Source organism: Streptomyces sp. NPDC005775, from assembly GCF_042871565.1.
In the GTDB taxonomy this organism is placed as follows: Bacteria; Actinomycetota; Actinomycetes; order Streptomycetales; family Streptomycetaceae; genus Streptomyces.
The window spans coordinates 13,770-34,870 of sequence record NZ_JBIAIU010000001.1; the positions used below are offsets into that span (position 1 = coordinate 13,770).

The window sequence follows — 21,101 nt, forward strand, 5'->3', positions numbered from 1 at the left end:
GCCGCTGATTGGCTGGCCGACATGAATGATCTCGGGCCCGTTGCGTGGCCGCCTGCACCGATCAAGACTGAGAGGCTCGCGCTGCGTGAGCCCGGGGCCAGGGACCGTGCGGCGTTCATCGAGCTGCACGCCTCGCCGGAGGTGCACACCTACCTCGGCGGTCCCCGGCCGCGTGACGAGCTTGAAGGCGAGATGCCCGAGGTTCCCGGGCGGCGGTCCGGGAGTTTCGTCGTGGATCTCGACGGGGTGATGATCGGCCAGATCCTGCTCCGGAAAGTAGCGGAGCACATTTGCCCCTCTGCCGCGGATAAGGCCGATCTCGGCTATCTGTTCCTGCCGCAGGCGTGGGGATTCGGGTATGCCGCCGAAGCGTGCGCGGCGGCACTGGACTGGCTCGACGACGTCCTTCCGGGTGAGCCGGTGGTGCTCGCCACTCAGACCGCCAACGCTCGCTCGATGCGCCTCGCGGCAAAGCTGGGGTTCACCGAAGCAGAGCGGTTCCGGGCCTGGGACGCCGATCAGTGGCTCGGCTTGCGGGCCCCGGTCACGCCCTCCAGTTCGCAACGCCGTGGTTCTCGTTGGCAAGGTGCGGTCGTTTTGCCGGTCATGCAGGCGCTGGAAGGAGTGGCGCGAAGGCGCGCTGTTCGTCGAACGGCTGCCGGGTCTGGAGACAGTGGTGGAGCTGTCCCAGGAAGCGGTTGGGCAGGTGACGCTCGGCGGCGTCGTGCCGGTCTCCGCGTTCGCGTAGGCGCCGGTAGTGGGCGTTGGCTCCTGGTGAGGCGGTGAGGGCTGATAAGGCCTGCCCTGTTCCTGCTTTCATATGTCCGCTGGTCGCTCGTGCCTCGCGCTCGCCGGGCCGCGCGGCGCAGGGCCGAATTTAAGCACCGCATCCTCATGGGCCCACACGCGGATCAACGTCGCCGCTGGGTTCCTTACCGCGATGAAGGAGCATGGTCTCGCGCTCGCCACACAACGCACGAGGCACCCGTGCCGCTGAGGGAGATGTTCGGAGTCTCAACTCATCAGCACAGAGCATTGATTCCCTACCCTGCCGCACTTGACCTGCCCCAGGCACTGACCAACGCCGACCGACCCTCAGCGTCCGATGCGCGGCAGCATACTGGCTCCTCATCCGGGAGCACGTCGACCAACAGGTGCAGCGCCCCTACACGACATAACGGGTTCAACCTCAGTAGGTGCGCACGAATCCGGCTGGATCGGCCAGGTAGCAGTCGAGGTCCGGGTCTTCGTGGAGTGCCTCGAACTCGTCGTAAATCTGCCATGCCGGACCGAGTTCGGTGCGAAGGCGGCCGAGCACTTGGCGTACCGCCTCATTGAAGTTGTGACACTCCGCTTCACGCCACGGCCCCGGGTCCGGGGGATAATCCCAGTTCAACGACGTATCGTAGCGAGCTATCAGCCTGCGCAGGACGTCGCGGAGATCGTGGCTGATCGGTAGTCGGTGCAGCTCGACCGGGTACCCCCACACCTTCTTGTCCTCGGGCGTGGCCGCCCAAAGGACAATGCCTGATCCTGCATCGAAGAAGAACCTCGCGGCGGGCATGGCGTCGGCCTCTCGATATGTATCGGTTCAAGCAGCCACCACGCTACTTGACGAGGCTGGCACAGCGGCCCCACGGTTCCCGGATGCGGCTGGCGCCTCGCCTTCATTCCGATCGCAGATCGATCGGAGGAAGTCTTGGGCGACGCCCCACCGCTTCACTCTGGTGTGCAAGAGCGACGTTTCCGCGAGCCGGTTTCTGTGGGAGGCGGCTCCCTATCCCGACCGCACCCAGGAGACCGCTCCCGCCGGCTCGGCGCCCCATCCGCCCTCCACTCCCCACTTCCGGGACCTCCTGCGCGGCCCGTACCTCGCCGTAGGCCGACCCCACGGAAGGGGAGATCTCCAGAAGAGGCGGCGGCAGTGTGGACGATATTCAGAGCCTCATCGAGGGCCGCGTCGTCGGCTGGGACGCCGCCAGCAATCGACGACGCCAGGTCATCGAGTCCTGAAGGGGCGGTAGAGGTCGCGGGCCGCATGCACGCCCGGGCCGACGACGCCGGGGGGCCGTCGGCGAGGAATCGCAGGTGCTTCGTGCTCGTCCGGCCCCGCCCGGTTCCGAAGTCGTTCAGCACGAGCTTGGCGAGCTCGGAGGGGCCATCACCACGTCCGCGCGCCACGACGACGCCCTGCGGGGCGAACCCGACCTTGTCCACCGCTTCTTCACCGGTGATCCGCAGTAGGAAGCGGGGGGTGCTCCACCACCGAACCCCACCCCTGATCGGCCCCGAAGTCGTCCACGACGTAGAGGGGTTCCTCGAAGGTGGCGGGGCAGCCAACACACCGCGTTCTCGCGGAAGGCCGCGTTGGCCGGCGCGAGGTCCGCGCTACCCCGGTATGGCCCAAGTGAGGCCGAGGGACGCAGGCAGTCGTCGGGCCCTTCAGCAGGCCGTTGAGCTGGAGGTGATGGCTGCCTTTGCGTCGGGGTGGAGAGTGAACACGCGGTCCAGGCCGACGATCCGCAGGATGCGGAGGGTGTTGTCGGGAGCCGCGGCAAGCGCGAGGGTGGCGCCTTGTTCGGCGGCGAGGTTGCGTGCGGCCAGCAGGATTGTGATGCCGCTTGAGTCGCAGAATCCGAGGTTGGCCAGATCCAGGACCAACAACTGTCCGTCGGCCAGGGTGAGGTGGTCCACCGCTTTGCGGAGCTCGGGAGCCGTCGCGTAGTCGAGGTCACCCGTCACCTCCAGAACGGGACCGGTGGCTGCGCCTCGGGTAGTGATCGTCAGCGGGCTCATGTCAGGTCTTCACCCGCGGGAGTCGAAAGGGGGTTGGCAGCGGAGCGGGGACGCCGAGGGCAAGCAGCGCGGTGTCGTCGTCGAGTCCTTCGCCGAAGCCGGCGAGGAGCCCTGTCAGGGCGGTGATCAGCGCCTGGGGACCTTCGGCCGACTGGTCGGCGGTGAAGGCGTACAGCGCGTCCTCGCCGTAGAGGGCGCGGTCAGGTCCGATGCGGGCCTCGGTGAGACCATCGGTGTAAAGGAGCAACGTGTCCCCGGGGTACAGCTGGGTGCGGGCATCGGCGAACTCGGCCTTGGGCAGGACGCCGACGAGCATGCCGCCCGGGGTGGCCAGGTAGTCGGCGCTGCCGTCCGCGCGCTGGATCAGCGCGGAGGGATGGCCGCCGGAGGCCAGGTGCACTTCGACATGATCGCTGCCCGGGTGCAGGACGCCGAATATTGCGGTGCAGTAGCGGGTGTCGCCGCTGGTGTACCGCTCGTGCAGCACGGTGTTCAACGTAGTCAGTACATTGACCGGGTCGGAATCGTGCAGGGCCGCGGCGCGCAGGGTGTAGCGGGTCAGGGAGGTGACCGCGGCTGCCTGGGGACCTTTGCCGCACACGTCGCCGAGAAAGAACGCCCACCGCTCAGTATCCAGAGGGAACAGGTCGTAGAAGTCTCCGCCCAAAAGATCCGGTGAGGCCGTGTGGTAGTAGGAGGCGGCTTCCAGTCCGGGGACGTCGGGGAGCGTGGCGGGGAGCAGGTTCTGCTGGAGGACGGCGAGGGCCTCCTGGAGGCGTTCGCGGTCGGACTCGGCCTGCCGTCGTGCTTCCTCGGCCGCCTGTCGGCTGCGGAGCAGTTCGGTCTCATAGGCGCGGCGGTCGTGGGCGTCGAAGACGCTGGTGCGTATGAGCATGGGTTCGCCGCTCTCGCTGGTCTTCACCTTGGAGGTGACCAGCACCGGCATCCGCTGCCCGCCGGCTGCCTTGATGTCCAGGGCGATGCCGTTGATCTCGCCTTTCATCTGCAGCATCGGGGCGAAGTGTGTTTCGTGGTAGAGCTTGCCGCCCACCGTGAGGAGGTCGGTGAATCGCATACGCCCCACTACCCGGGACCGCTCCAGGCCCAGCCACCCCAGCAGGGTGGCGTTGATCTTGGCGATGGTGCCGTCCATCATCGTCGACAGGTAGCCGCACGGGGCCTGCTCGTAGAGCTCCTCGGTGCTGTGCTCCAGCAGCGAGGTGAACGCCGCATCCGTGGCGTCCACGTCTGGCTCTCCGTCCGGGTCGTGGGCCTCGTTGGTGCGGCACATCATCGGCCGGCTCCGACGAAGTCGGTGATGGCCCCGGTGGTGGCCTCGGGTGCGCTCAGCTGCGGGCAGTGGCCCGTCGCGTCCAGCGTGACCAGGTTGCTGCCGGGAATCGCGGCGTGGACGTAGGCGCCGACCTCACGGGGGGCGATCACGTCCTGGCTGCACTCCAGCACCAGCGTGGGCATGGTGACCGTTCCCAGGTCCGCGCGGCTGTCGGACAGGAACGTCGTGCGGGCGAAGACCCGCGCCATGTCGGGGTCGGTCGCGCAGAACGAGGCGGTGAGCTCCTGGCCCAGTTCGGGCCGGTCTTCGTTCCCCATGATCACCGGGGCCATCGCCGCGGACCAGCCGAGGTAGTTCGACTCGAGGGACTCCAACAACTCGTCGATGTCGTCCGCGCTGAATCCGCCGCGGTAGCCGTCGTCGTCGATGTAGCGGGGGGAGGGGGCCACCATCACCAGGCGGGAGAACCGCTGCGGCGCCTTGGCGGCCGCGAGGACGCCGACCATGGCGCTGACCGAATGCCCGACAAAGTTGATGTCCCGCAGGTCCAGCTCCTCGCAGATCTCCAGCACATCCGCGGCGTAGCCGGCCAGCGAGCTGTACCGCTTCTCGTCCCAGGCGCTGTGGACAGAGCGGCCCGATCCCACATAGTCGAAGAGCACGACCCGATATTCCTGGGCCAGCGCGGGAACGATCAGGCGCCACATGTTCTGGTCACACCCGAACCCGTGCGCCAGCAGCAGAACCGGTCCGTCTGCACGGCCTGTGACCGTGACGTTGTTCCTGCGGCGAATATCCATCCGGTCAGTCTCGCATCGTCCGCAACACTTCCTGACGAGGCGCCCGGCTCTGGTGAGGAAACCGGGTGCCCTCACTGCGCGCGCCCGGCCCAGCCGGCCGCAGTACCGGCGGTACCCGGCTGAGGTGAACAGCTCGAGGGTTCCGGTCAACGAAAAGGATGGGTCGGCTACGTCCAGGCACACGGGCGAGCCAGCCCGGTCTGCATGGAGTCGAGCTGTGCTGCAGCTGGGGCGCGGTGTTGCAGTCGAGCTCGGCAGCACAGGTCGGCAGAGCACCCTGGCCTCGCTACCGCGTTTCCGCACCGGCGACGCCCTCGCCTCCGCCGTTGTCACAGCAGCCGCGCCGGACCGCGTGGCCGTCGACGACCGGCGCGCCCACAGCGGGCTGCGCCGTCCTGCCCGCCCTGGACTCGCCCGACCTGGCGCAGCTCGGCGCCAACGACAGCGGCGGCAGGTCGCAGCTGGCCGTCAGCATCACCGAGAAGCCGGCCATGGGCTGCGCAGAACGCCAGAGCCTGCTGCGGGAGACGCTGGTGCACATGGTCCGCCGGTCCGGGCACGCGGAGGTGGGCCTGCTGTAACCCCGGCGGCCTGGCAACGGTCGTTCTGCTCGGCGGGCCGGGTCAGCAGCCGAGAGGGGTAGGTGGCTTCAGCAGCGAGGTCGGAAGATAGGCGGACCTGGTCTGCAGGTCCCAGCCGTGTGCCTGCACAGCGAGTACGGCCAAGGCGATCGCGCCCAGGGGCAGCAGACTCCCAGGCGCTGGATTCTCCCCGACCCCGGCACGGAGACTGGCCACAGGCGACGCTGACCAAGCCCTCGACGGACGAGCGACTGGACCCGGCCCTCGCCCTGGACGCCGCCCACGCGGCGAGTCCCGACCAGCGCCTTCTGCGCGTCCTGCTCCGCGTCGATCAGGGCGCCTTCGAGCGAGCCCTGGACGAACGACTGGCGCAGCACCGGGGCAGGTGACCGCGGGCCGGGGTCAAGTAGCCGCACAGGGTTCCATGTGTGCGAGGTCATCCGGTTCGGAGACGGAGTCCCGGCCGGCGTGGGGCGGGCTGTTGCGCAGTGCGGGTGCGAAGTCGTTGCGCAGGAGCAGACCGATCACCCGTTCCCACCCGTCCCGCACCAGACCGCTGGCGACGCTGATGTCGAAGGCGTCGACCCATGTGCGGGCGGTGACCGTGTCGGTCGCGTCGTGCATCTCGTCGTACTCCAGCTCCTCGCTGGTCAGGCGCGTCGCGGTCAGAGGCAGGGGGATCTCCCAGTCGCCTCTGGGGTACAGCCCAGGTCCAGGACGCCCAGGCGGCATTCAGCAGCGGTGACCAGGGCGAGGTGGGTGCGCTCGTCGTCGAGGTCGGGGTCCTGGATGGTGCGCGCTGCGACGTGGGCTAGACGAAACCCATAGGGCCTCCCGACCGGTCCCATCCCCACACTGGGCAGCCCTCAGTGGGCGGTTCGTAAGCTGATGTCCGTTCCGGGCTTGGCCGCTGCTACTTACGTGTCGGGCTCGGCCTGTGACCAGGCGTTTCATCTTGGCTCGGGTGCGTTCGATGTGTTTCGGCCAAGGCCCTCCTTGCTACGGCATGAATCGAAGGCCCGCGTGACCCAAGGGGTCACGGCGTCGTGATCTGCCGCGATCACGTGAAGCTCACGAGTCTTCTCCGGGGCTTCGATAGTCCAGGGAACAGATGTGTCCTCCCGTAGGAATTGCTCGAAGTGATAGCGGCCATGTCCGACCCCGCCACGTCGGCCTGGAGGACACGGCGTGGCTTCTTGTCCCGGTCGCACTCGTCCGTCGCGGCATCAGGGATGGCGGCAAGCTCGGCCAGCTCCGGCATGATCGCGGTGCCGCACTACTTCGGCCCTCGGGTAGCCCGACGGCAACGAGCGGGAGCACCAGGAGCGTGGGGTAAGGGTGTGGTGGCTGCCCCGGATGGGCGGCGTCCTGAGGCGGGCGCGCCGCCTGCCACGATGCTCATAGGATGCCTGGATGCCGAAGCCGATACGGACGAACAACCGAGCATGGGTTGCCGCGTGGGCGGTGCTGTGTGTGGCCGGCCTCGCCGCCACCGCCCAACTGAGCGCCTCCTCGGCACCGGCCCCGCAGCGCAAGAAGCCCGTTAGCGCCGAGTACTCCGAGTACATCGCGGGCATCGAGATCCAGCTGGCCCAGACCGAACAGGAAGGCAAGGGCGACGGTGTGCTGACCTTGTCGCGAGTCCAGGCCGGCACCGAGGACGACTGCGCTGAAGAGCTTCACAGCCACTTCGGCGGCAATCGGTGAACCGCAATACCTGGTGCACCGTGTTGGCAGGTCTAACCGTCGTCGGTGCCGGGGCGATCATCGCTTTGAGCACGGCGTCGGAACCGGAGCCGCTGCCCACGCCGCCGCCGGTGTACTCCTCCTGCCTGGCGGCCGACACTAAGCCGGTGCCTGCGGACGACGATCCGTGTGACGGTCGCTGAATCGCAAGGCCATGCCGGCTATGGGACACGTGCACAGAGGGAACGATTCAGCGCGCGGGGCACTCGACGGCTCGCCCGCGTGGTCCCGCAATATCTTGCCTTCATGGAGACTCTTCGCCGCCGTTGCTGTACGCGGCCGGGCAGCGGGTTCGGGCCGGACCCGGGCCCGGGCCCGGGTGAGGATTCCCAGTTCTCCCGTGTTCCGTCACGTGCCAGGCATCCGCCATCAGATCGGGAAGCGCGACCGCCGCACAGGGAGGACAAATGCGTCAGAGCGAATGGGCCCCGGGGATGGTGCACGCACGGGGCCGCGCACAGCGAGAGCCGGCCGGGTTCGAGAGGCTGACCCAGCACCGCGGTGCTCCGGACGGAGCACCGCGGTGCTCCGGACGCGAAGAACGCTGCGGCCCTCTATCCGGTACACGTCGCTGAGGATCCCGCTCGGCCAGGCGCCGGCCCCGCTCTACTGCACCCACGCCGCTCAGAAACAGTCGCCGTACCAGCGGAGGGCACCGGGACAGTGGCCCGCATCGGCGTAGCCGCGGCGTGCAACTGCCGTGCCATCCCCCGGGTACGCAGCAGCCGGTCGAGTTTGCTCCGTGACTCCCCCGCGCGCTGGTTCGGTGCTCGACAGTACGGCAGGCTCCAAGAACATCCGCGCCCTGCAACCGCGGCCGTCAGGCGTCGCGCAGAGTGGTCGGCTGGGATCGCCGGGTGAGCTCGGTGGCGCCCATCAGGGCTGGTGCAGGCGGTCCGCCGGTCGCCGGTGATCGCTCTGCGAGTCGCGCCCCCCACCACGCGGCATGATCGCCGAACCAGGGCTTGGCGTCTCGCCCTTACGGTGCACAAGCTCGTCAGCAGTGGAAATGGACCGGCAGTACGGTCAGCCCCCGGAGCAGGGTGCCGGTCCGCCAGTTCAGGTGTGCCGGGTCGGTGGCGAAGGTCATCGCCGGGCGTCGTTCCAGGAGCAGACGAAGGGCGATCGCGGCTTCCGCGCGGGCCAGTGGGGCGCCCAAGCAGTGGTGCAGTCCGTGGCCGAAGGCGGCGTGGCCCGAGGTGCGGCGCGTGATGTCGAAGCGGTCGGGGTCCGGGAAGTGGTGCGGGTCGCGGGAAGCCGCGGCCAGGGAGACCTGGACCGCTTCACCGGCGCGGATGCGAGTGCCGGCGAGGTCCAGGGGCTCGGCTGCGAAACGGAAAGCCGAGGCGTGGACCGGGGAGTTGTATCGCAGGGCCTCTTCCACGGCAGCGGGGACCAGACTCACGTCCGCGCGCAGCAGCGCCAGTTGCTCAGGGTTGGCGAGCAGGGCGTGCACTGTTCCCGAGATCAGGTTGACCGTCGTCTCGTGACCTGCGACCAGGAGCAGGAAGGCCATGCCGAGGAGTTCCTCGGCGGTGAGGCCGGCCGCGTCGGCTGCAAGGTCGCTGAGCAGGGTGCCATCCGGGGCGGCGGTCTTCCGGGCGGTCAGATCTGTGAGGTAGCCGGCCAGGTCGGCGGCCGCAGAACCTGCCGCCTGTGGCGAGGTGGGCGTTACCAGTTCGTTCGACCAGTCGTGGAAGGCGGAGCGGTCCGTCGCCGGAACGCCCAGCAGGTCGCAGATCACCGTGATGGGCAAGGGCAGCGCATACCCTCTCACCAAATCGGCGGTCCCCTGCCGGGGCAGCGCGGCGAGCAGCTCCGCCGCGACCGTCTCGATCCCCGGCCGCAGGGCGGCGATCCGGCCCGACGTGAAGTGCTCCGCCACCAGGGCGCGCAGGCGGGTGTGGAGAGGCGGGTCGCTCTGCAGCATGTTGCGGCCCAGGGCGTGGCCACCGTCGGTCTGCCAGGACGCGGAGTGCTGTATGTCGTTGCGCAGCCGTGGGTCGGTGAGCGCGGCCCTGGCCGTGTCGCGTGTCACGACCAGCCAGCACTCCCCGCTGCCCGGAACGAGCACGCGGTGGACAGGGCCCATGGCCCGCAGGGCCGCGTAGAGGGGATACGGGTCTCTCGCCAGGTCGTGGCCGCGGGGTGCCAGTTCCTCCAGGGTGGGCGCCTGCACGCTGTGGCCTTTCGGTGAGGGATAGGTCGGGGAATCAGCCGTGCCATACGTCCGCTACGCCGGCTGCCAGCGCCGTGGCGCGAACGTAACCGGCGCGGGCTGCGGTGGGGACGCGGGCGTTCGCCGTCATGTCGCGGCCCATGGCGCGGCGATCGGTGGGCTCGGGGCACAACAGGGAGACGGCGCTCCCCTCGGCGGCTAGTTCGACTGCCTGCTGCTGGGCGCTGGGGTGTGGGCCGACGGCCTTGGGGATGGGGGCGATGGCCAGCACCCGGCCGTATCCGCGAGCCAGTTGAAGGTTGGCGGTGGAGCGGCTGCCGCCGTCGATCCATCGCCGGCCGTCGAGCGCGACGGGTGGCCAGACCAGGGGCACCGCACAGCTCGCGGCTACCGCGTCGACGAGGCCGGCCTTCGTGTCCGCGTCGAAGGTCCCCACCTCTCCGCTCCCCGCGTCGACCGCGGCGATCCGCAGGGTCCGCCCAGGCCAGTCCGTCGCCCCGCACAGCAGGGTCCGCACGGTGTCGTACATCTCGGGCGCGGGAGCGGTGGACGCTGCCAGGGCGGCACGGCCGAGGCGTCGTACGGAGCGCTCCGGGTCGCGGGAACCGAGGGCCGCCCAGAGGAAGCGGAGCGTCTGGGTCGCGGTCACGTCGAGATCGATGCGATCGTCGCCGCTGAGCTGGCGTTCGTACAGCTCGCGGGGCGGCTGGCCGCAAGCCAGACGAGAACCGAAGATCGCGCCCGCCGAGGTGCCGATGATCACGTCGGCCCGGTGGAGGTCGATTCCCGCGTCCACGAGGCCGGCGAGCACTCCCGTCAGCCATGCGCCGCCGACCGGGCCTCCACCTCCGAGTACGAGTGCGGCTTTACCACTGCTTCCGCTCACGCTGTGCCCTCCCAAATGAACGAACCGAACGTAGTCGGGGGTGGCGCTTCCGCCCCGATGCCCGCCGTGAAGTGGGGAGTACTCCCCGCTTCACGGTCTGACGATAGCATCAGTACCGGGGGCGACTCCCCACTTCTTTCGGAGGATGATGAGCATCGGTACAGGTGACGCAACGGCCCCGCAGCGACGCGACGCGCGCCGCAACCGGCAGCTTCTGATGGAGGCGGCCCACGAGGTATTCACGGAGCAGGGGCTGCAGGCGCCGCTGGACGTGATCGCCCGTCGGGCCGGCGTCGGAAACGCGACGCTCTACCGCCACTTCCCCACCCGCGCCGCCCTCGTCAACGCAGTTTTCCGAGACCAGCTGACCGGCACTACGGAGGCAGGCGAACGGGCCCGGGCGGCCGCGGACGCCTGGACGGGCCTGAACGGCTATCTCCGGGTCGTCTTCGACGCGCTCGCCGCCGACCGCGGCACCAACGACCTCATGACCACACACATTGAGGGCATCGAGGCGCTGGACGGCGTGCACGCGCACAACCGGGAAACGATCGGACTCCTGCTGGAGCGCGGGCGCAACGAGGGTGCGATCCGCGCTGACGTCACCACCGAGGACGTCCTGTTCGCGCTGGCTGCTCTGGGCCGCGCTGTCCCAGCCCTGACGGCCGCGACCAGCGCGGACGCCTGGCACCGCCCCCTCACCTTGCTCCTGGACGGCCTGCGCCCGGCCCCCGCCCCCCTGCCGGGCCCCGCCCTCAGCACCGACCAACTCGGCGACGTCCTCAGGGAACTGGGACCGCACCGGGAACCCACGCAGGGCTCGAAGGACGTGTGAAGGGGGCCCCGCCGCGCGGGTCTGCCGGCTGGCTTCGTTGATCTCTAGGAACAGCGTTTGGCGACCGGTTCCGGAGACAGTTGGTGATCACCTGACTCACGGATCTCGATGAGGAGCGACGGCACTGTCGTGTCCACGAACGTGGGATGGCCAGCCGCTCGTCAGAGCAGTTGGCCCTCGAAGGGGTTGCCGGAGCCGGGCTTGGACATCGTGCCGAGGTCGTACTGCGCAATCCCGAGCGGGACTTCCAAATAGTGATCCAGATCCAAGTGGACGGCGCCCTTCGCGATCAGCCTCTCGTGACGGGCCGCCCCCGCGTTCTGGTCATAAATCACCAGATGGGAAGCGTGCAGGTCGACGCGCACGCGTTTGCCGATCAGCCGGATCGGGACCGAGTAGCGGTTGGTGCGGACCGGAATCTGGCCGTAGGGGTCGACCCGCGGAGTGAAGTGCCGACCGGTTTGGGATGGTACGTCGCCGGCCTGAAGCCCGAAATCCTGGTCGAGTCCGGCAAAGCGTCATGGTCGAGCAGTTGGTTTGGGAGGTGCCCAGAACTCACGGTCGGGTGATGTTGACGAGTTCGGGTTCTGGTCCAACTTTTGTGGAGCTCTCACGCTCTGTGACCTGCCGGGACTGGATGGCCCTTCGTGACTCGTTGACAGACCTGTTTGGGATCATGCCCACATGGACTTCGACCTCGCCCCACCGACCGGCGTTGGCCCATTGCGGATCGGCATGACTCGGAACGCGGCCAACACGGCGCTGGACTCGCTCCGCGATCTCTCTGCGGTCTCGGAGTCTGATCGGCCGGGGCAGCACGTCTTCCGTCCCAGCGGGCTGATGATCAGCATCCACTGCATGCGAGACATGCTTGAAGCCATCGAGTTGGGAATGCCGTCGTCCCAGACGGACCGAGTGCTGTTTCAGGGTGTGGACGTGTTCGCGCTTCCGGCCCGCGAGGTTGTCCAGCGCATGGGCGAGTTCACCTCGATTGAAGAAGATCCTGACGACGATGCTTCATTCACCGCCCCGGACTTGCTGCTGAGTTTCTGGCGTCCGTTCGCAGCCGACGATGAGCCGCAGGAGGAACAGGGCTACCACTTCAGCTCGGTCCTGCTGGCACGGCCTGGCTACTACGACACCCCTGCTCAGGCTGCGGAGCGACTCCAGAGCTCGTGACTGTCCCGTCAGGACGCCAGCAGGACTCGCTTCCGCAAGAGGCCGAAACCGGCCCGGCCGTACATCTGGCGCTTGATCATTTTGATCCGGTTGACGTGACCTTCGACGACGCCGGAGCTCCATGGCAGTGTGAGGCCGGCGGTGACGGCGGCGAGATCGCGTTCGAGGCCGTTGACGAAGGAGTGGACGCTGGGCAGGTCGTCGGCGCGGACCGCCTTGATCCATTGCGGGAGCTGGTCGCCCTGGAGCTGGGTGAGCATCTTCCCGAACGCGCGGACATGCCCTGTGAGGGCATCCAGTTCGGGGCAGCTGGCGAGGACGGCTTTGAGCTTCAGGCGCTCGCTCTCCGGCAGGGTATCGGGGTGCGTCAGTATCCAGCTGGTGACCGTGCGTGGGGACGGCGGGCGGGCTGCTGGTGCGGTCGGGGTTGTGCGGAACGGCTGGAGGTAGGCGCGGACGGCTCCGTAGCCGCCGGTGTAGCCGTGAGCCTTGATCTCCTCCCAGAGTCCAGGCGTTCGTACAACCTTCGGCCCATCGCTCGTGCAGATAGGGCTTGAAGTCGTCGAGCTTGGTCGGGCGGTTCTGCCACTGCCCCTGGAACAAGTCTTCCGGCCTGGCGGCGTCGGCCAGCCGTTGGACAGTTCGGTAGGTCATGCCGAGCTGGCGCTGGATCGAGCGTCGGCTGTAGCCGGCAACCAGCAGCGCGTGGACGGTGGCGTGCTTGGCCCGGGTGCGATCGGCGAAACGGTGCCCGGTCGGCCATGGTGACCTGCTCTCGGCCGGGGCCGGCGCCTTCTCCGGCACCGACTCCACGAAGGTCGCACGGAGGCACGGGCGGTGGCGGGAGACACACCGCTCAGTCGCTTCGCCGAGGTTGCGCCACAGGTGGAACCGGTCGGCGACCTGGACCGCAGTGGGCGCCCCGATCCTGGCCCCCTCGGCGAAGAATGGAGCACGGTCACGGCAGACGACCTCGATCCCCGGGCGTTCGGCCAGCCAGGCCGCCACAGTGCCCGCCTCACGATCCGGCAGCAGGTCAATTGGCCTGCGCGTCTCGACGTCGACCAGCACAGTCCCGTAGACGCGGCCCTTTCGCACCGCGTACTCGTCGACGCCGACCACCCGCGGCACCTGTGGCTGGGGCTCGGGAAGAGCGTCGACCAACCTCAGGACCGTATTCCGGCTGACCCTCGCTCCGAAGACCTCCGACAGCCGGGCACCGGCACGACCGGCTAGGGCGAGGCCGACCTCGGCCAGCACCGATCGCATTCGTTCGGTCCGTTGGCTGTACCGCCGGGTCAGGCCCTCAACCTGCTCGACGAACGTCCGCCGACCGCAGGAGACGTCTTCGCACGTGAAGCGCCGGACACGAAGCCGCAGCACCACCCGCCGTCCGGCCACGGGGAGGTCAGCTGGAAACCGCAGGTAGGAGCCGTGCACCCGCCCCGACCAGCTCCCACAACCCGGGCACCGAGCCCCAGCCGTCCGGCATCTGACACCGACCCGAATCACCTCGCCATCGTCCAGCACCGACTCCACCCTGATCCCCGGATCCGCCAGGAAGAGCAGCTCTTCCAGCCGGAGCAGTTCCTCGCGCACAGCCCAGAACCATCAGCCCGAACGTTGTCGGCACCGGCAGTTTCCAGACGATCTCGCGAGATCTACCGGCAAGATCAACAGTCACAGGGAGTATGCACACCACAGAAGGTGGACCAGAACCCGAGTTCGGGAGGCACTGGGGTTCTTGCCAGGGCCTCCCGCTGATCAATGAGTACAAGCAGAACAGGTATGACCAGGTCCCGGTGCCTGTGTCGCTCTCTCCTTCCCTGCGGTACGAGGCTCAGCGCCGTCCACACACCCGCCGGCCACCCCGTTGATCCACATACATAGCGGGTAGGCGGGGCGGCATGGCTGAAGTGGTAGAAGCTGGGCTGTGGGGACTGGCGGCGGGATCGGCACTGCTGCTCGGTGCTGCGCTGGGGTACGGGCTACGGGTGCCGCGCAAGGTGATCGCGACCGTGATGGCCTTCGGGGCCGGGGTGCTGATCTCAGCGGTGTCCTTCGAACTGGTCGGGAAAGCGTACGAGCAGGCGGGACTTGCTCCTGCGGCCGTCGGCACCCTCATCGGCGCCCTGGCGTACACAGGGGGCAATGTGTGGCTGGCCCGCCGGGGCGCCCGGCATCGCAAGCGCTCCGGTCATCAGCGGGGAGAGGCGCAGCCCTCGGAGGCAGAGCAGGGCGGGTCCGGGATGGCACTCGCGCTCGGTGCCCTGCTCGATGGGGTGCCGGAGTCCGCGGTGATCGGCGTCGGTCTTCTCGACGGCGGTACGGTCAGCCTCGTGACGGTGGCTGCGGTGTTCATCAGCAACGTGCCCGAGGGGCTGTCCAGTTCGGCGGGAATGAAGAAGGCGGGCCGCACCAAGGGGTATGTCTTCGGTGTCTGGGCGGCGATCGCAGCAGCCAGCACGGTGTCGGCCGTCCTTGGATACACGGTGGTCGGTTCCTTCTCTCCGTCCGTGATCGCCGCGGTGACCGCACTAGCGGCGGGAGCGATCCTCGCCATGATCGCCGACACGATGATTCCCGAGGCGTTCGAGGACACTCACCTGGCTATCGGACTCATCACAGTGAGCGGCTTCCTGGTCTCCTTCGCCCTCTCCCACGCTTGATAGCTGCGGTCAAGCGCCTGGAACGTGCCGGGGAGCTGCGTGGTAAGTGATGCACGGGTCGCGTCCGAGGCTTGCCCACTCGGTGCCGACGCAGGATGGCACTGCAGGCGGTGCATCCCCCAGGGGGCCCGGGCCGGCTCTGGAGCGGAGCCGGCGACTTCGGTCTCCAGGATGCGCAGCACGGACATCGCCCGCGGGACGTTCAGGATGCACACGCTCCCCCGCGAACACAGCTGACGGCCGACCGTCTGGAGGCCCGTGGTTTCGCGGTGCGAGACCCGGCAACCATGCATGATCTGAGCTCGGCGGTGCACAAATGCCGCCGTCCGACAGAGGCCGTTGGCGCCGGTCCACTTCGAGGCACGTACCCAGTCAGGGAGCTGCGGGGCACTGCTCTTGATACGGGCGTCCTTCCGGTTCCCAGCGCTTGACTCTGCGAGGTACGGATGGACTCGGTAGGCCGGGGAGCCCACCCGTACGGTCGCAGGCCAGCCGAGGTCGCAAGCTGCGTCCAGCAGTCGGTCGGTCGGTTACAGGGACGCGTCGGTCACGGCGACAGTCAGCGCGTCCTCGTCGCGAGTGAGATGCTCGATCGTGACCGAACCCTCCGCACCCTCATAGCTCCCGGTGCCTCCAGTGATCGCGAAAACATGCGACCACTGACGCGAGTTGGCCAGCAGCTCAGTCACGGCAGGAAGCGGCCGCTGGAAGGCGGTGGCAGCTGTGATCATGCCGTCCTCGAGGCTCAGAACCAGTGTCGCCATGACGAACGCGCCGTCCGGATCCACAGTGACGGGCAGACAGTGCGCGTTCTCTGTCCCCACGTTGCGCCCCTCGGCGTCCGTCAGGTCGTACCGGACGAAGTACGGGAGGCCGACCGTGAGCACGTCCGGAATGTTGGCGCCCGTGCGCGTCCCCTTCATGCTGATCTGGCGGGCAGCCTTGCGCGCCGCGTGGGCGGCGCCACCCGCTCCGACCACCAGTCCCCCGGCGATAGTCGCCGCGGAAGTCAACTGCAGAATGCTCCTGCGATCCATGTCAGCCATCGGCTGCCTCACACCCTTGCTTCTCGTCTGCCCGGGCGCACTCGCACCCCCCGGGTAACGGTCTTCGGAAGCAGTACGGATCGCCCGATGCCCGCAATTCACCGGAACGCAGGAACGCGCAATGCCCCCACTCCCAGCAATGCCGGACGAGGGCCGACGTGCGACGCCCTTCCCGTTCTTCGGCGGCTCAGGCACGCTGAGCGGACGCGCGCCAGCACGTCGACCACGCTACGTACCCCTGCCCCGGGCCATCTGAGCAGCGATGTGCACCCGCTGGGTGCTGATGGCCACCGGCACCGTACGGGCTGACCGCCGACGGCCACAACGGCCCGCAGGCCGCGCAGCCGCTACATCGTCGGCCGGACCGCCGCCCTGACCATGCGCCCGGGCCCGTGGCTGGCTGAACGCACGCTCAACCGCATCCCGTCACCGCTAACCGAATTCACCTGCGGCCTGACGCGCTCCGGCGCACACCCCGCGTGCGCTCCCCGCGCGCATCCACCACACCCTGCACCCGTCTGTACGCGCCACACCGCGTTACGTAGCCTGCTCAGTGAACAGACATCGCCCCTCGTCGAGCGCGAAGGCCGCGAGAACGTGACGTGAGGGGCGACCACGCCGGATTTCCGTTTCGCGTGAGGCATCACCGCGCCCGACCGACACCTCGCCTCAGTCAGGGATAGTCAACTCGTTATCGACCGGGGTCCGTTCGTGTCTCGACGGCGTCCGGCGCATCAGGGGGAAACGATTTCCATGCATCAGCGATGTGAGCACGAGCGGATCGCCGACGGCAGACCCATCAGAGCGGTGCCGACCGGAGGACGGTGGAAGCGGCGCGCGATCAGCGTGCTGTCGTCACTGGCGCTGGCGGCCGTCGCGGTGGTCGCGGTGCCATCGGGGCCGGCGGTGGCGGTACCGCCGGGGACGTATGCCTTCATCGCCGGTTACGGCAACGGCACCGTGACCGTTGTCGACACCGCCACCAACACGGCGGCCGCTAGCATCGATGTCGGCGGCAACCCCCGCTCCGTCGCCCTCGCCCCGGACGGCACCCGCGCGTACGTCACCAACTACAGCACCGACACGCTCTCCGTGATCGACACCACCACCAACGCGGTGACCGCAACCGTCGACGCCGGTACCTACCAGGAGGAGTTGGGGGTGACCCCGGACGGGTCCCGCGTCTACGTCGCCAACTCCGGCAGCGCCAGTGTGTCGGTGATCGACACGGCCACCGACACGGTGTCGTCCACCATCTCCGTCAGCGGAAACCCCCGCGGTCTAGCCGTGTCACCCGACGGGTCGCGCGTCTACGTCACCAACTCCGGCAGTACCGTGTCGGTGATCGACACCGCGACCGACACCGTCGCGGCCACCATCGGCGTCGGCGGCAGCGCGCTCGCGGTCGCGTTCACCCCGGACGGCTCACACGCCTACGTCACCAGCGCGGGCAACGACAGCGTGTACGTGATCGCCACGGCCACCAACACGGTGACCGCAGCCATCGGCGTCGGCTACAGCCCGCACGGGGTGATGGTGACCCCCGACGGCTCGCGTGCGTACGTCGCCAACTACTTCAGCAACAGCGTGTCGGTCATCGACACAGCGACAAACACGGTGTCCGACACCGTCGGCGTCGGAACCCACCCGTGGGAGATCTCGCTACCGCCGGGCGGTGACCACCTCTATGTCACCAACAGCGACAGCGGCAACGTGTCGTTGATCGACATGGCCGACAACTCGGTGACCTCCAGTATCGGTCTCGGTACCACGCTCCTCGGTGTCACATCAGGGGTCGTACGTCCCGCGCAGGCCGACCTCGCCGTCGGTCTGAAGGCCAAGGCCAACGTGCTGCTCCCGGCCTCCATCGGCTACACACTGACGGCGCGCAACGCCGGCCCGGCTACAGCCACTTCGGTCAAGGTCACCGCGACCCTGCCCGCCGGCACCACGGCAACCGGGCTCTCGCCCGGCTGCACGACGACGGGCAACACCATCGTCTGCACCTTCGCGGAACTCGCCGGCGACGCCGCCGCCACCGCGAGTTTCAGGGTCCCGCTGAAGCTGCTCAGCCTCGGCCAGGTCACGGTCAAGGCCGCGCGTACGACGTCGTCCCCGCTCGACCCCAACCCTGCCAACGACGCCTCGTCGGCGTCCTGCACGGTGATCTCCATCCTGCTGGCCATCTGCTGACGCCGAGACCGAACGGACGTATGCGCAAGCTCAGGAGGGAAAATTGCGGCCGGATGGCGCCCTGGCGGGAAGGGACATGTACTTCGAGGCGCCTTCCACCGAACCCAGCAGCCGCTCGACCCGACGTCAAGCCCCTCGGCAGCCAGGCGGCGGATCGCCGCACGATCGGCGTCGTTCTCCAGGTCCGCTTACCGGCAATGGTGACTGAACGCCCCGGTTCGAGATGACATCAGGCGACAGGCTTGACGTGGCGGACCAGCCACATCAGCAGAGTGTCCAGGTCGGAGGCGGCCGAGAGAACCCGGTCGACCGCCTCGGGGGTGTGCAGCCAATCCTCGCAGCCGAGGGGGCGAGCGGCGATCAGCGAACGGTGGCGCAGCAGGTTCGTACGGGGGTGGTCCGCCGGATAGCCGCGCGGCGGGCGTCTCATCACGTCCCCGGAGATGTCATAGCCCTTCTTCCGCACGTCCTCGACGATCGCGGACAGTTCGTGGCCGCTCCTCTCGGAGGCCACGGCTCTGCGGAACATATCCACCTGGCCGGGATCGGGGTACCACCAGGCGCCCTGGACCCGCAAGCCGTCCAGCGAGAACAGGAGACTGATCTCGATCTTGCGGCCGAGCCGGATCACCGCGCTCTGATGCTGCCACCACCAGGAGTTGGTGCGGTAGTGCCAGACCGAGAAGTCCTCGTACCGGGAGTCCGCATCTGCGACCTCGTTGAGCAGGGCGATCATCGGCTGCCGGATCAGACGTTCACGTTCTGCGCGGTAGCGCTCGCGAGTCGCGTGCGTCGGTTCGCCCTGGAGTTGCCACAGCACGTCCATGGCCTGTTCCGGCCAGCCGGTGAACTGTTCACGCATGCGCGGAGAATAGCGCACCCCACGATCCGCGAGCCCAACGTGAGTCGGGCGAGTGACAAGCCGACGAAGGTGCAGGGAGCGATGTGCCACTGCACCTGACCCGAGGCGTTCGCCCACTGAGGCCCGGCGCTTCGAAATCGGCTTGCGCCGCGTCCGGACGAGCTCGGGAACTGTTCCCCCAAGCCCTGCGTCAGCTCCTATGTCGCCGAATGTTATTGAGGGGCCTGGATGCGAGTTCGGACGCTGGTCAGCGTGGCGGTATCGACGTGTGTAGTGCTGGGAGCGTGCGGGTGCGGTCCGGAGAAATCGCAAGAGAACACGTCCACGGCCGCGAAGCCCTCGCAGGCGTCCCCATCGGTGCGGCCCGAAGAACCATCGGCGTCGCCTCGGACCGAGACGCCGTCGGCTGAGCCGACCGGCGGCAAGTCCGCACCCCGAACGAAGGAGGGCGCGATCCAACGGTACGAGCAGTACCTCCATGCTGTGGGTCGTGAGGACATCAACACCGTATGCGAAGTGGCGGGGCCGGCCGCGAAGCAGGCAGAGGACCAGGGGTTCGGCCCGTGCACGTCGACGTTCGTCGTCACGTTCCAGATGATCTCGCCTGCGCAGAAGAAGGCCCTGCGAACCGCCACGGTGGACCCGAAGCGCGTCGATGCGGTGACCCCCGCCCAGGTCGAGATCCCGACCGACGCGATCAGGGCCTCCGTCACGTTCTCCGAGAGCGAGCTCGGCAGCAGCACCTTGGAGTACCAAAAGGGCAATTGGTACATCACCGATTGAAGCCCGATCGCCGGCAGCGGAGCCGCGACGGGCGGCCGACTGCCCCTTAGTACCGCACCGGTGTTTGCGTAATGAGTGGTGGGCGTCGGTTGGGGTGCGCCCACGTTGTTCGCCGTGTGGCTTCGTTCTCTTTCAACGGCAGCGTTTGTCGATGAGTTTCAGGTTCCGGCACAGATTCTGGGGACAGCCATGCAGCGTGGTGTTTGCGTTCGATTGGGCGGATGACCACGGCTCTGCCTCACCTCTCGTTGCCGTGGTCTCGGGTCCCGTCGTCCGACCTGTGGTGGCTACGGAGTCATGTGAGGGTGTCGTGCTGCTGTCCTGTCTCAGGTAAGTCGGGGTATATCGGTCTAGAGCTCGGGCAGTTGGTCGGCCGGGGTGGGAGAGCGGCGTTCCTGCAGCCAGTAGATGTAGATCCGCAGGTCCGTCTCCAGGCTTCCGGAGTCAGCGCCGCCGGCGATGTATGCCGCGAAGTCCAGGGCACCCTCCACTGCTCGTTGGTTCGGGATCCACCGGTCGTACCGCTCCCACTCCTGCACCTGGTCTCTCAGGTACTCCAGGATCCGCTCCCGGTCCCGCCACCACTCCCGGACCAACTCCGGTGTCCACCGCTGGTCTCCGTCCCAGGCATAGCCGTCCATGGGATCCGCCTCGATGGCACTGAGTACGTCCCTCACCTCGCCCGGTGTGCGCGGCTGGCGGTATACGTACTCGGTGAAGTACTGACCGCCGTAGTGGATGTGACGCGGGGCTTCGAGTCGACCTGTCGCGCAGTTATCCGTCTCGGCGCCGTACACCGGCCCCGGGACGTTGAGCCACAGGCGGTCCTCCCAGCGACCGTTGCAGCTCGGGTACACATGGAACAGGGCCGCCGCCGCGTCGAAGTAGAGCGTCATGAAGGCAGCGTACTTTTGCCCGAAGAGCTGAAAGTCGCAGCCTGAGCTGTGGCTGGCACCGAGTGAGTACCGTGGCGGGTCTGGACGACCGAGCTCTGACCTCGAAGGTGCCGACCAGCAGCAGAGCTGCATTGGCGCGAGGAACTACTGGAGCAAGATCATTTTGCGGAGTAGTTCGAATCCGGCTCGGCCGTAGAGCTGCCTCTTCTTCTAGATGCGGTTGACGGCGCCCTCGATGCTGCCGGAGCTCCAGTCGAGGGCGAGGCCGGCTGTTACGGCGTCGAGGTCCCGGAGCATGGCGTAACAAGGTCATCCGCCCGGCACCGAAGCCGAGCTGGGCCGCCGGCCGCCGGCCC

Annotated in this window: 19 protein-coding genes and 4 pseudogenes; 9 read left to right on the forward strand and 14 right to left on the reverse strand. The window is 68.1% G+C overall.

What is annotated here, in order from left to right:
* Nucleotides 1-21: 21 nt before the first annotated feature.
* Nucleotides 22-555, forward strand: a pseudogene (locus ACFYPA_RS00075) (GNAT family N-acetyltransferase); the annotation flags it as partial.
* 49 nt (nucleotides 556-604) lie between these two features.
* On the opposite strand, the pseudogene ACFYPA_RS00080 reads toward ACFYPA_RS00075, so the two are convergent.
* Nucleotides 605-799: pseudogene (locus tag ACFYPA_RS00080) on the reverse strand (IS110 family transposase); the annotation flags it as partial.
* 390 nt (nucleotides 800-1,189) lie between these two features.
* Nucleotides 1,190-1,564, reverse strand: a complete 375-nt coding sequence (locus ACFYPA_RS00085) for a hypothetical protein (RefSeq protein ID WP_359080393.1) — start codon at nucleotides 1,562-1,564, stop codon at nucleotides 1,190-1,192.
* 524 nt (nucleotides 1,565-2,088) lie between these two features.
* On the opposite strand from ACFYPA_RS00085, the gene ACFYPA_RS00090 reads away from it, so the two are divergent.
* Nucleotides 2,089-2,244 (forward strand): hypothetical protein, encoded by a 156-nt coding sequence (locus tag ACFYPA_RS00090; RefSeq protein WP_359080391.1) that lies wholly within the window; start codon nucleotides 2,089-2,091, stop codon nucleotides 2,242-2,244.
* Nucleotides 2,245-2,442: 198 nt separating this feature from the next.
* On the opposite strand, the gene ACFYPA_RS00095 is transcribed toward ACFYPA_RS00090, so the two are convergent.
* The 3 genes from ACFYPA_RS00095 to ACFYPA_RS00105 are packed head-to-tail and all read right to left on the reverse strand — an operon-like array spanning nucleotide 2,443 to nucleotide 4,890.
* On the reverse strand, nucleotides 2,443-2,796 hold the full coding sequence (locus ACFYPA_RS00095) for an STAS domain-containing protein (protein ID WP_359080389.1): 354 nt from the start codon (nucleotides 2,794-2,796) through the stop codon (nucleotides 2,443-2,445).
* Between the two features lies 1 nt (nucleotide 2,797).
* On the reverse strand, nucleotides 2,798-4,090 hold the full coding sequence (locus ACFYPA_RS00100; RefSeq protein WP_389128412.1) for a PP2C family protein-serine/threonine phosphatase: 1,293 nt from the start codon (nucleotides 4,088-4,090) through the stop codon (nucleotides 2,798-2,800).
* Entirely contained in the window at nucleotides 4,087-4,890 is an 804-nt protein-coding gene (locus ACFYPA_RS00105) for an alpha/beta hydrolase (protein ID WP_359080388.1), read from the reverse strand. Before ACFYPA_RS00105 ends, ACFYPA_RS00100 begins: the two co-directional genes overlap by 4 nt.
* 326 nt (nucleotides 4,891-5,216) lie before the next feature.
* On the opposite strand from ACFYPA_RS00105, the gene ACFYPA_RS00110 reads away from it, so the two are divergent.
* Nucleotides 5,217-5,471 carry a hypothetical protein gene (locus tag ACFYPA_RS00110; RefSeq protein ID WP_359080386.1) on the forward strand — a complete coding sequence of 85 codons (255 nt, stop codon included), beginning with the start codon at nucleotides 5,217-5,219 and terminating at the stop codon, nucleotides 5,469-5,471.
* 402 nt (nucleotides 5,472-5,873) lie between these two features.
* Here the strand turns inward: ACFYPA_RS00110 and ACFYPA_RS00115 are convergent, their stop codons facing one another.
* Nucleotides 5,874-6,203 (reverse strand): hypothetical protein, encoded by a 330-nt coding sequence (locus ACFYPA_RS00115; RefSeq protein WP_359080384.1) that lies wholly within the window; start codon nucleotides 6,201-6,203, stop codon nucleotides 5,874-5,876.
* Between the two features lie 681 nt (nucleotides 6,204-6,884).
* On the opposite strand from ACFYPA_RS00115, the gene ACFYPA_RS00120 reads away from it, so the two are divergent.
* Complete coding sequence (locus tag ACFYPA_RS00120; RefSeq protein WP_359080382.1) at nucleotides 6,885-7,178, forward strand: hypothetical protein; 294 nt, start codon at nucleotides 6,885-6,887, stop codon at nucleotides 7,176-7,178.
* A gap of 1,036 nt (nucleotides 7,179-8,214) precedes the next feature.
* Here the strand turns inward: ACFYPA_RS00120 and ACFYPA_RS00125 are convergent.
* Together ACFYPA_RS00125 and ACFYPA_RS00130 are read right to left on the reverse strand one after the other, a co-directional pair.
* Nucleotides 8,215-9,396 carry a cytochrome P450 gene (locus ACFYPA_RS00125; protein WP_359080380.1) on the reverse strand — a complete coding sequence of 394 codons (1,182 nt, stop codon included), beginning with the start codon at nucleotides 9,394-9,396 and terminating at the stop codon, nucleotides 8,215-8,217.
* Nucleotides 9,397-9,430: 34 nt separating this feature from the next.
* Nucleotides 9,431-10,282 carry a patatin-like phospholipase family protein gene (locus ACFYPA_RS00130; RefSeq protein ID WP_359080378.1) on the reverse strand — a complete coding sequence of 284 codons (852 nt, stop codon included), beginning with the start codon at nucleotides 10,280-10,282 and terminating at the stop codon, nucleotides 9,431-9,433.
* A 148-nt stretch (nucleotides 10,283-10,430) separates the two neighbouring features.
* Here ACFYPA_RS00130 and ACFYPA_RS00135 point away from each other — a divergent pair, with 148 nt between their 5' ends.
* Entirely contained in the window at nucleotides 10,431-11,117 is a 687-nt protein-coding gene (locus ACFYPA_RS00135) for a TetR family transcriptional regulator (protein ID WP_359080504.1), read from the forward strand.
* Between the two features lie 161 nt (nucleotides 11,118-11,278).
* Here ACFYPA_RS00135 and ACFYPA_RS00140 read toward each other — a convergent pair.
* Nucleotides 11,279-11,578: pseudogene (locus ACFYPA_RS00140) on the reverse strand (hypothetical protein); the annotation flags it as partial.
* 223 nt (nucleotides 11,579-11,801) lie between these two features.
* On the opposite strand from ACFYPA_RS00140, the gene ACFYPA_RS00145 reads away from it, so the two are divergent.
* Nucleotides 11,802-12,296, forward strand: a complete 495-nt coding sequence (locus ACFYPA_RS00145; RefSeq protein WP_359080375.1) for a hypothetical protein — start codon at nucleotides 11,802-11,804, stop codon at nucleotides 12,294-12,296.
* 8 nt (nucleotides 12,297-12,304) lie between these two features.
* On the opposite strand, the gene ACFYPA_RS00150 is transcribed toward ACFYPA_RS00145, so the two are convergent.
* On the reverse strand, nucleotides 12,305-12,937 hold the full coding sequence (locus ACFYPA_RS00150; protein ID WP_389129270.1) for a transposase: 633 nt from the start codon (nucleotides 12,935-12,937) through the stop codon (nucleotides 12,305-12,307).
* Nucleotides 12,938-13,175: 238 nt separating this feature from the next.
* A pseudogene (locus tag ACFYPA_RS00155) lies at nucleotides 13,176-13,895 on the reverse strand (ISL3 family transposase); the annotation flags it as partial.
* 308 nt (nucleotides 13,896-14,203) lie between these two features.
* Between ACFYPA_RS00155 and ACFYPA_RS00160 the strand changes: the two are divergent.
* Entirely contained in the window at nucleotides 14,204-14,965 is a 762-nt protein-coding gene (locus tag ACFYPA_RS00160) for a ZIP family zinc transporter (protein WP_359080373.1), read from the forward strand.
* A 530-nt stretch (nucleotides 14,966-15,495) separates the two neighbouring features.
* Here ACFYPA_RS00160 and ACFYPA_RS00165 read toward each other — a convergent pair.
* Nucleotides 15,496-16,011 (reverse strand): hypothetical protein, encoded by a 516-nt coding sequence (locus ACFYPA_RS00165; protein ID WP_359080371.1) that lies wholly within the window; start codon nucleotides 16,009-16,011, stop codon nucleotides 15,496-15,498.
* A gap of 753 nt (nucleotides 16,012-16,764) precedes the next feature.
* Here ACFYPA_RS00165 and ACFYPA_RS00170 point away from each other — a divergent pair.
* Nucleotides 16,765-18,204 (forward strand): beta-propeller fold lactonase family protein, encoded by a 1,440-nt coding sequence (locus ACFYPA_RS00170; protein WP_359080369.1) that lies wholly within the window; start codon nucleotides 16,765-16,767, stop codon nucleotides 18,202-18,204.
* A 229-nt stretch (nucleotides 18,205-18,433) separates the two neighbouring features.
* Here ACFYPA_RS00170 and ACFYPA_RS00175 read toward each other — a convergent pair whose 3' ends face one another.
* Nucleotides 18,434-19,066, reverse strand: coding sequence for a DUF2461 family protein (locus ACFYPA_RS00175; RefSeq protein ID WP_359080367.1), 633 nt, complete (start codon nucleotides 19,064-19,066; stop codon nucleotides 18,434-18,436).
* A gap of 252 nt (nucleotides 19,067-19,318) precedes the next feature.
* Here ACFYPA_RS00175 and ACFYPA_RS00180 point away from each other — a divergent pair, with 252 nt between their 5' ends.
* Nucleotides 19,319-19,849, forward strand: a complete 531-nt coding sequence (locus ACFYPA_RS00180) for a hypothetical protein (protein ID WP_359080366.1) — start codon at nucleotides 19,319-19,321, stop codon at nucleotides 19,847-19,849.
* A gap of 350 nt (nucleotides 19,850-20,199) precedes the next feature.
* Here ACFYPA_RS00180 and ACFYPA_RS00185 read toward each other — a convergent pair whose 3' ends face one another.
* The gene (locus ACFYPA_RS00185; protein WP_359080365.1) at nucleotides 20,200-20,745 is read right to left on the reverse strand and encodes a ferredoxin; all 546 of its coding nucleotides are present in this window, start codon (nucleotides 20,743-20,745) and stop codon (nucleotides 20,200-20,202) included.
* Nucleotides 20,746-21,101 lie beyond the last annotated feature (356 nt).

Bases quoted from the DNA above. Each gene is read 5' to 3' on its own strand.
- ACFYPA_RS00085 (WP_359080393.1), bottom strand. From the start codon at position 1,564: ATGCCCGCCGCGAGGTTCTTCTTCGATGCAGGATCAGGCATTGTCCTT.
- ACFYPA_RS00095 (WP_359080389.1), bottom strand. From the start codon at position 2,796: ATGAGCCCGCTGACGATCACTACCCGAGGCGCAGCCACCGGTCCCGTT.
- ACFYPA_RS00100 (WP_389128412.1), bottom strand. From the start codon at position 4,090: ATGATGTGCCGCACCAACGAGGCCCACGACCCGGACGGAGAGCCAGAC.
- ACFYPA_RS00105 (WP_359080388.1), bottom strand. From the start codon at position 4,890: ATGGATATTCGCCGCAGGAACAACGTCACGGTCACAGGCCGTGCAGAC.
- ACFYPA_RS00115 (WP_359080384.1), bottom strand. From the start codon at position 6,203: ATGCCGCCTGGGCGTCCTGGACCTGGGCTGTACCCCAGAGGCGACTGG.
- ACFYPA_RS00120 (WP_359080382.1), top strand. From the start codon at position 6,885: ATGCCGAAGCCGATACGGACGAACAACCGAGCATGGGTTGCCGCGTGG.
- ACFYPA_RS00135 (WP_359080504.1), top strand. From the start codon at position 10,431: ATGAGCATCGGTACAGGTGACGCAACGGCCCCGCAGCGACGCGACGCG.
- ACFYPA_RS00145 (WP_359080375.1), top strand. From the start codon at position 11,802: ATGGACTTCGACCTCGCCCCACCGACCGGCGTTGGCCCATTGCGGATC.
- ACFYPA_RS00160 (WP_359080373.1), top strand. From the start codon at position 14,204: ATGGCTGAAGTGGTAGAAGCTGGGCTGTGGGGACTGGCGGCGGGATCG.
- ACFYPA_RS00165 (WP_359080371.1), bottom strand. From the start codon at position 16,011: ATGGCTGACATGGATCGCAGGAGCATTCTGCAGTTGACTTCCGCGGCG.
- ACFYPA_RS00170 (WP_359080369.1), top strand. From the start codon at position 16,765: ATGCATCAGCGATGTGAGCACGAGCGGATCGCCGACGGCAGACCCATC.
- ACFYPA_RS00175 (WP_359080367.1), bottom strand. From the start codon at position 19,066: ATGCGTGAACAGTTCACCGGCTGGCCGGAACAGGCCATGGACGTGCTG.
- ACFYPA_RS00185 (WP_359080365.1), bottom strand. From the start codon at position 20,745: ATGACGCTCTACTTCGACGCGGCGGCGGCCCTGTTCCATGTGTACCCG.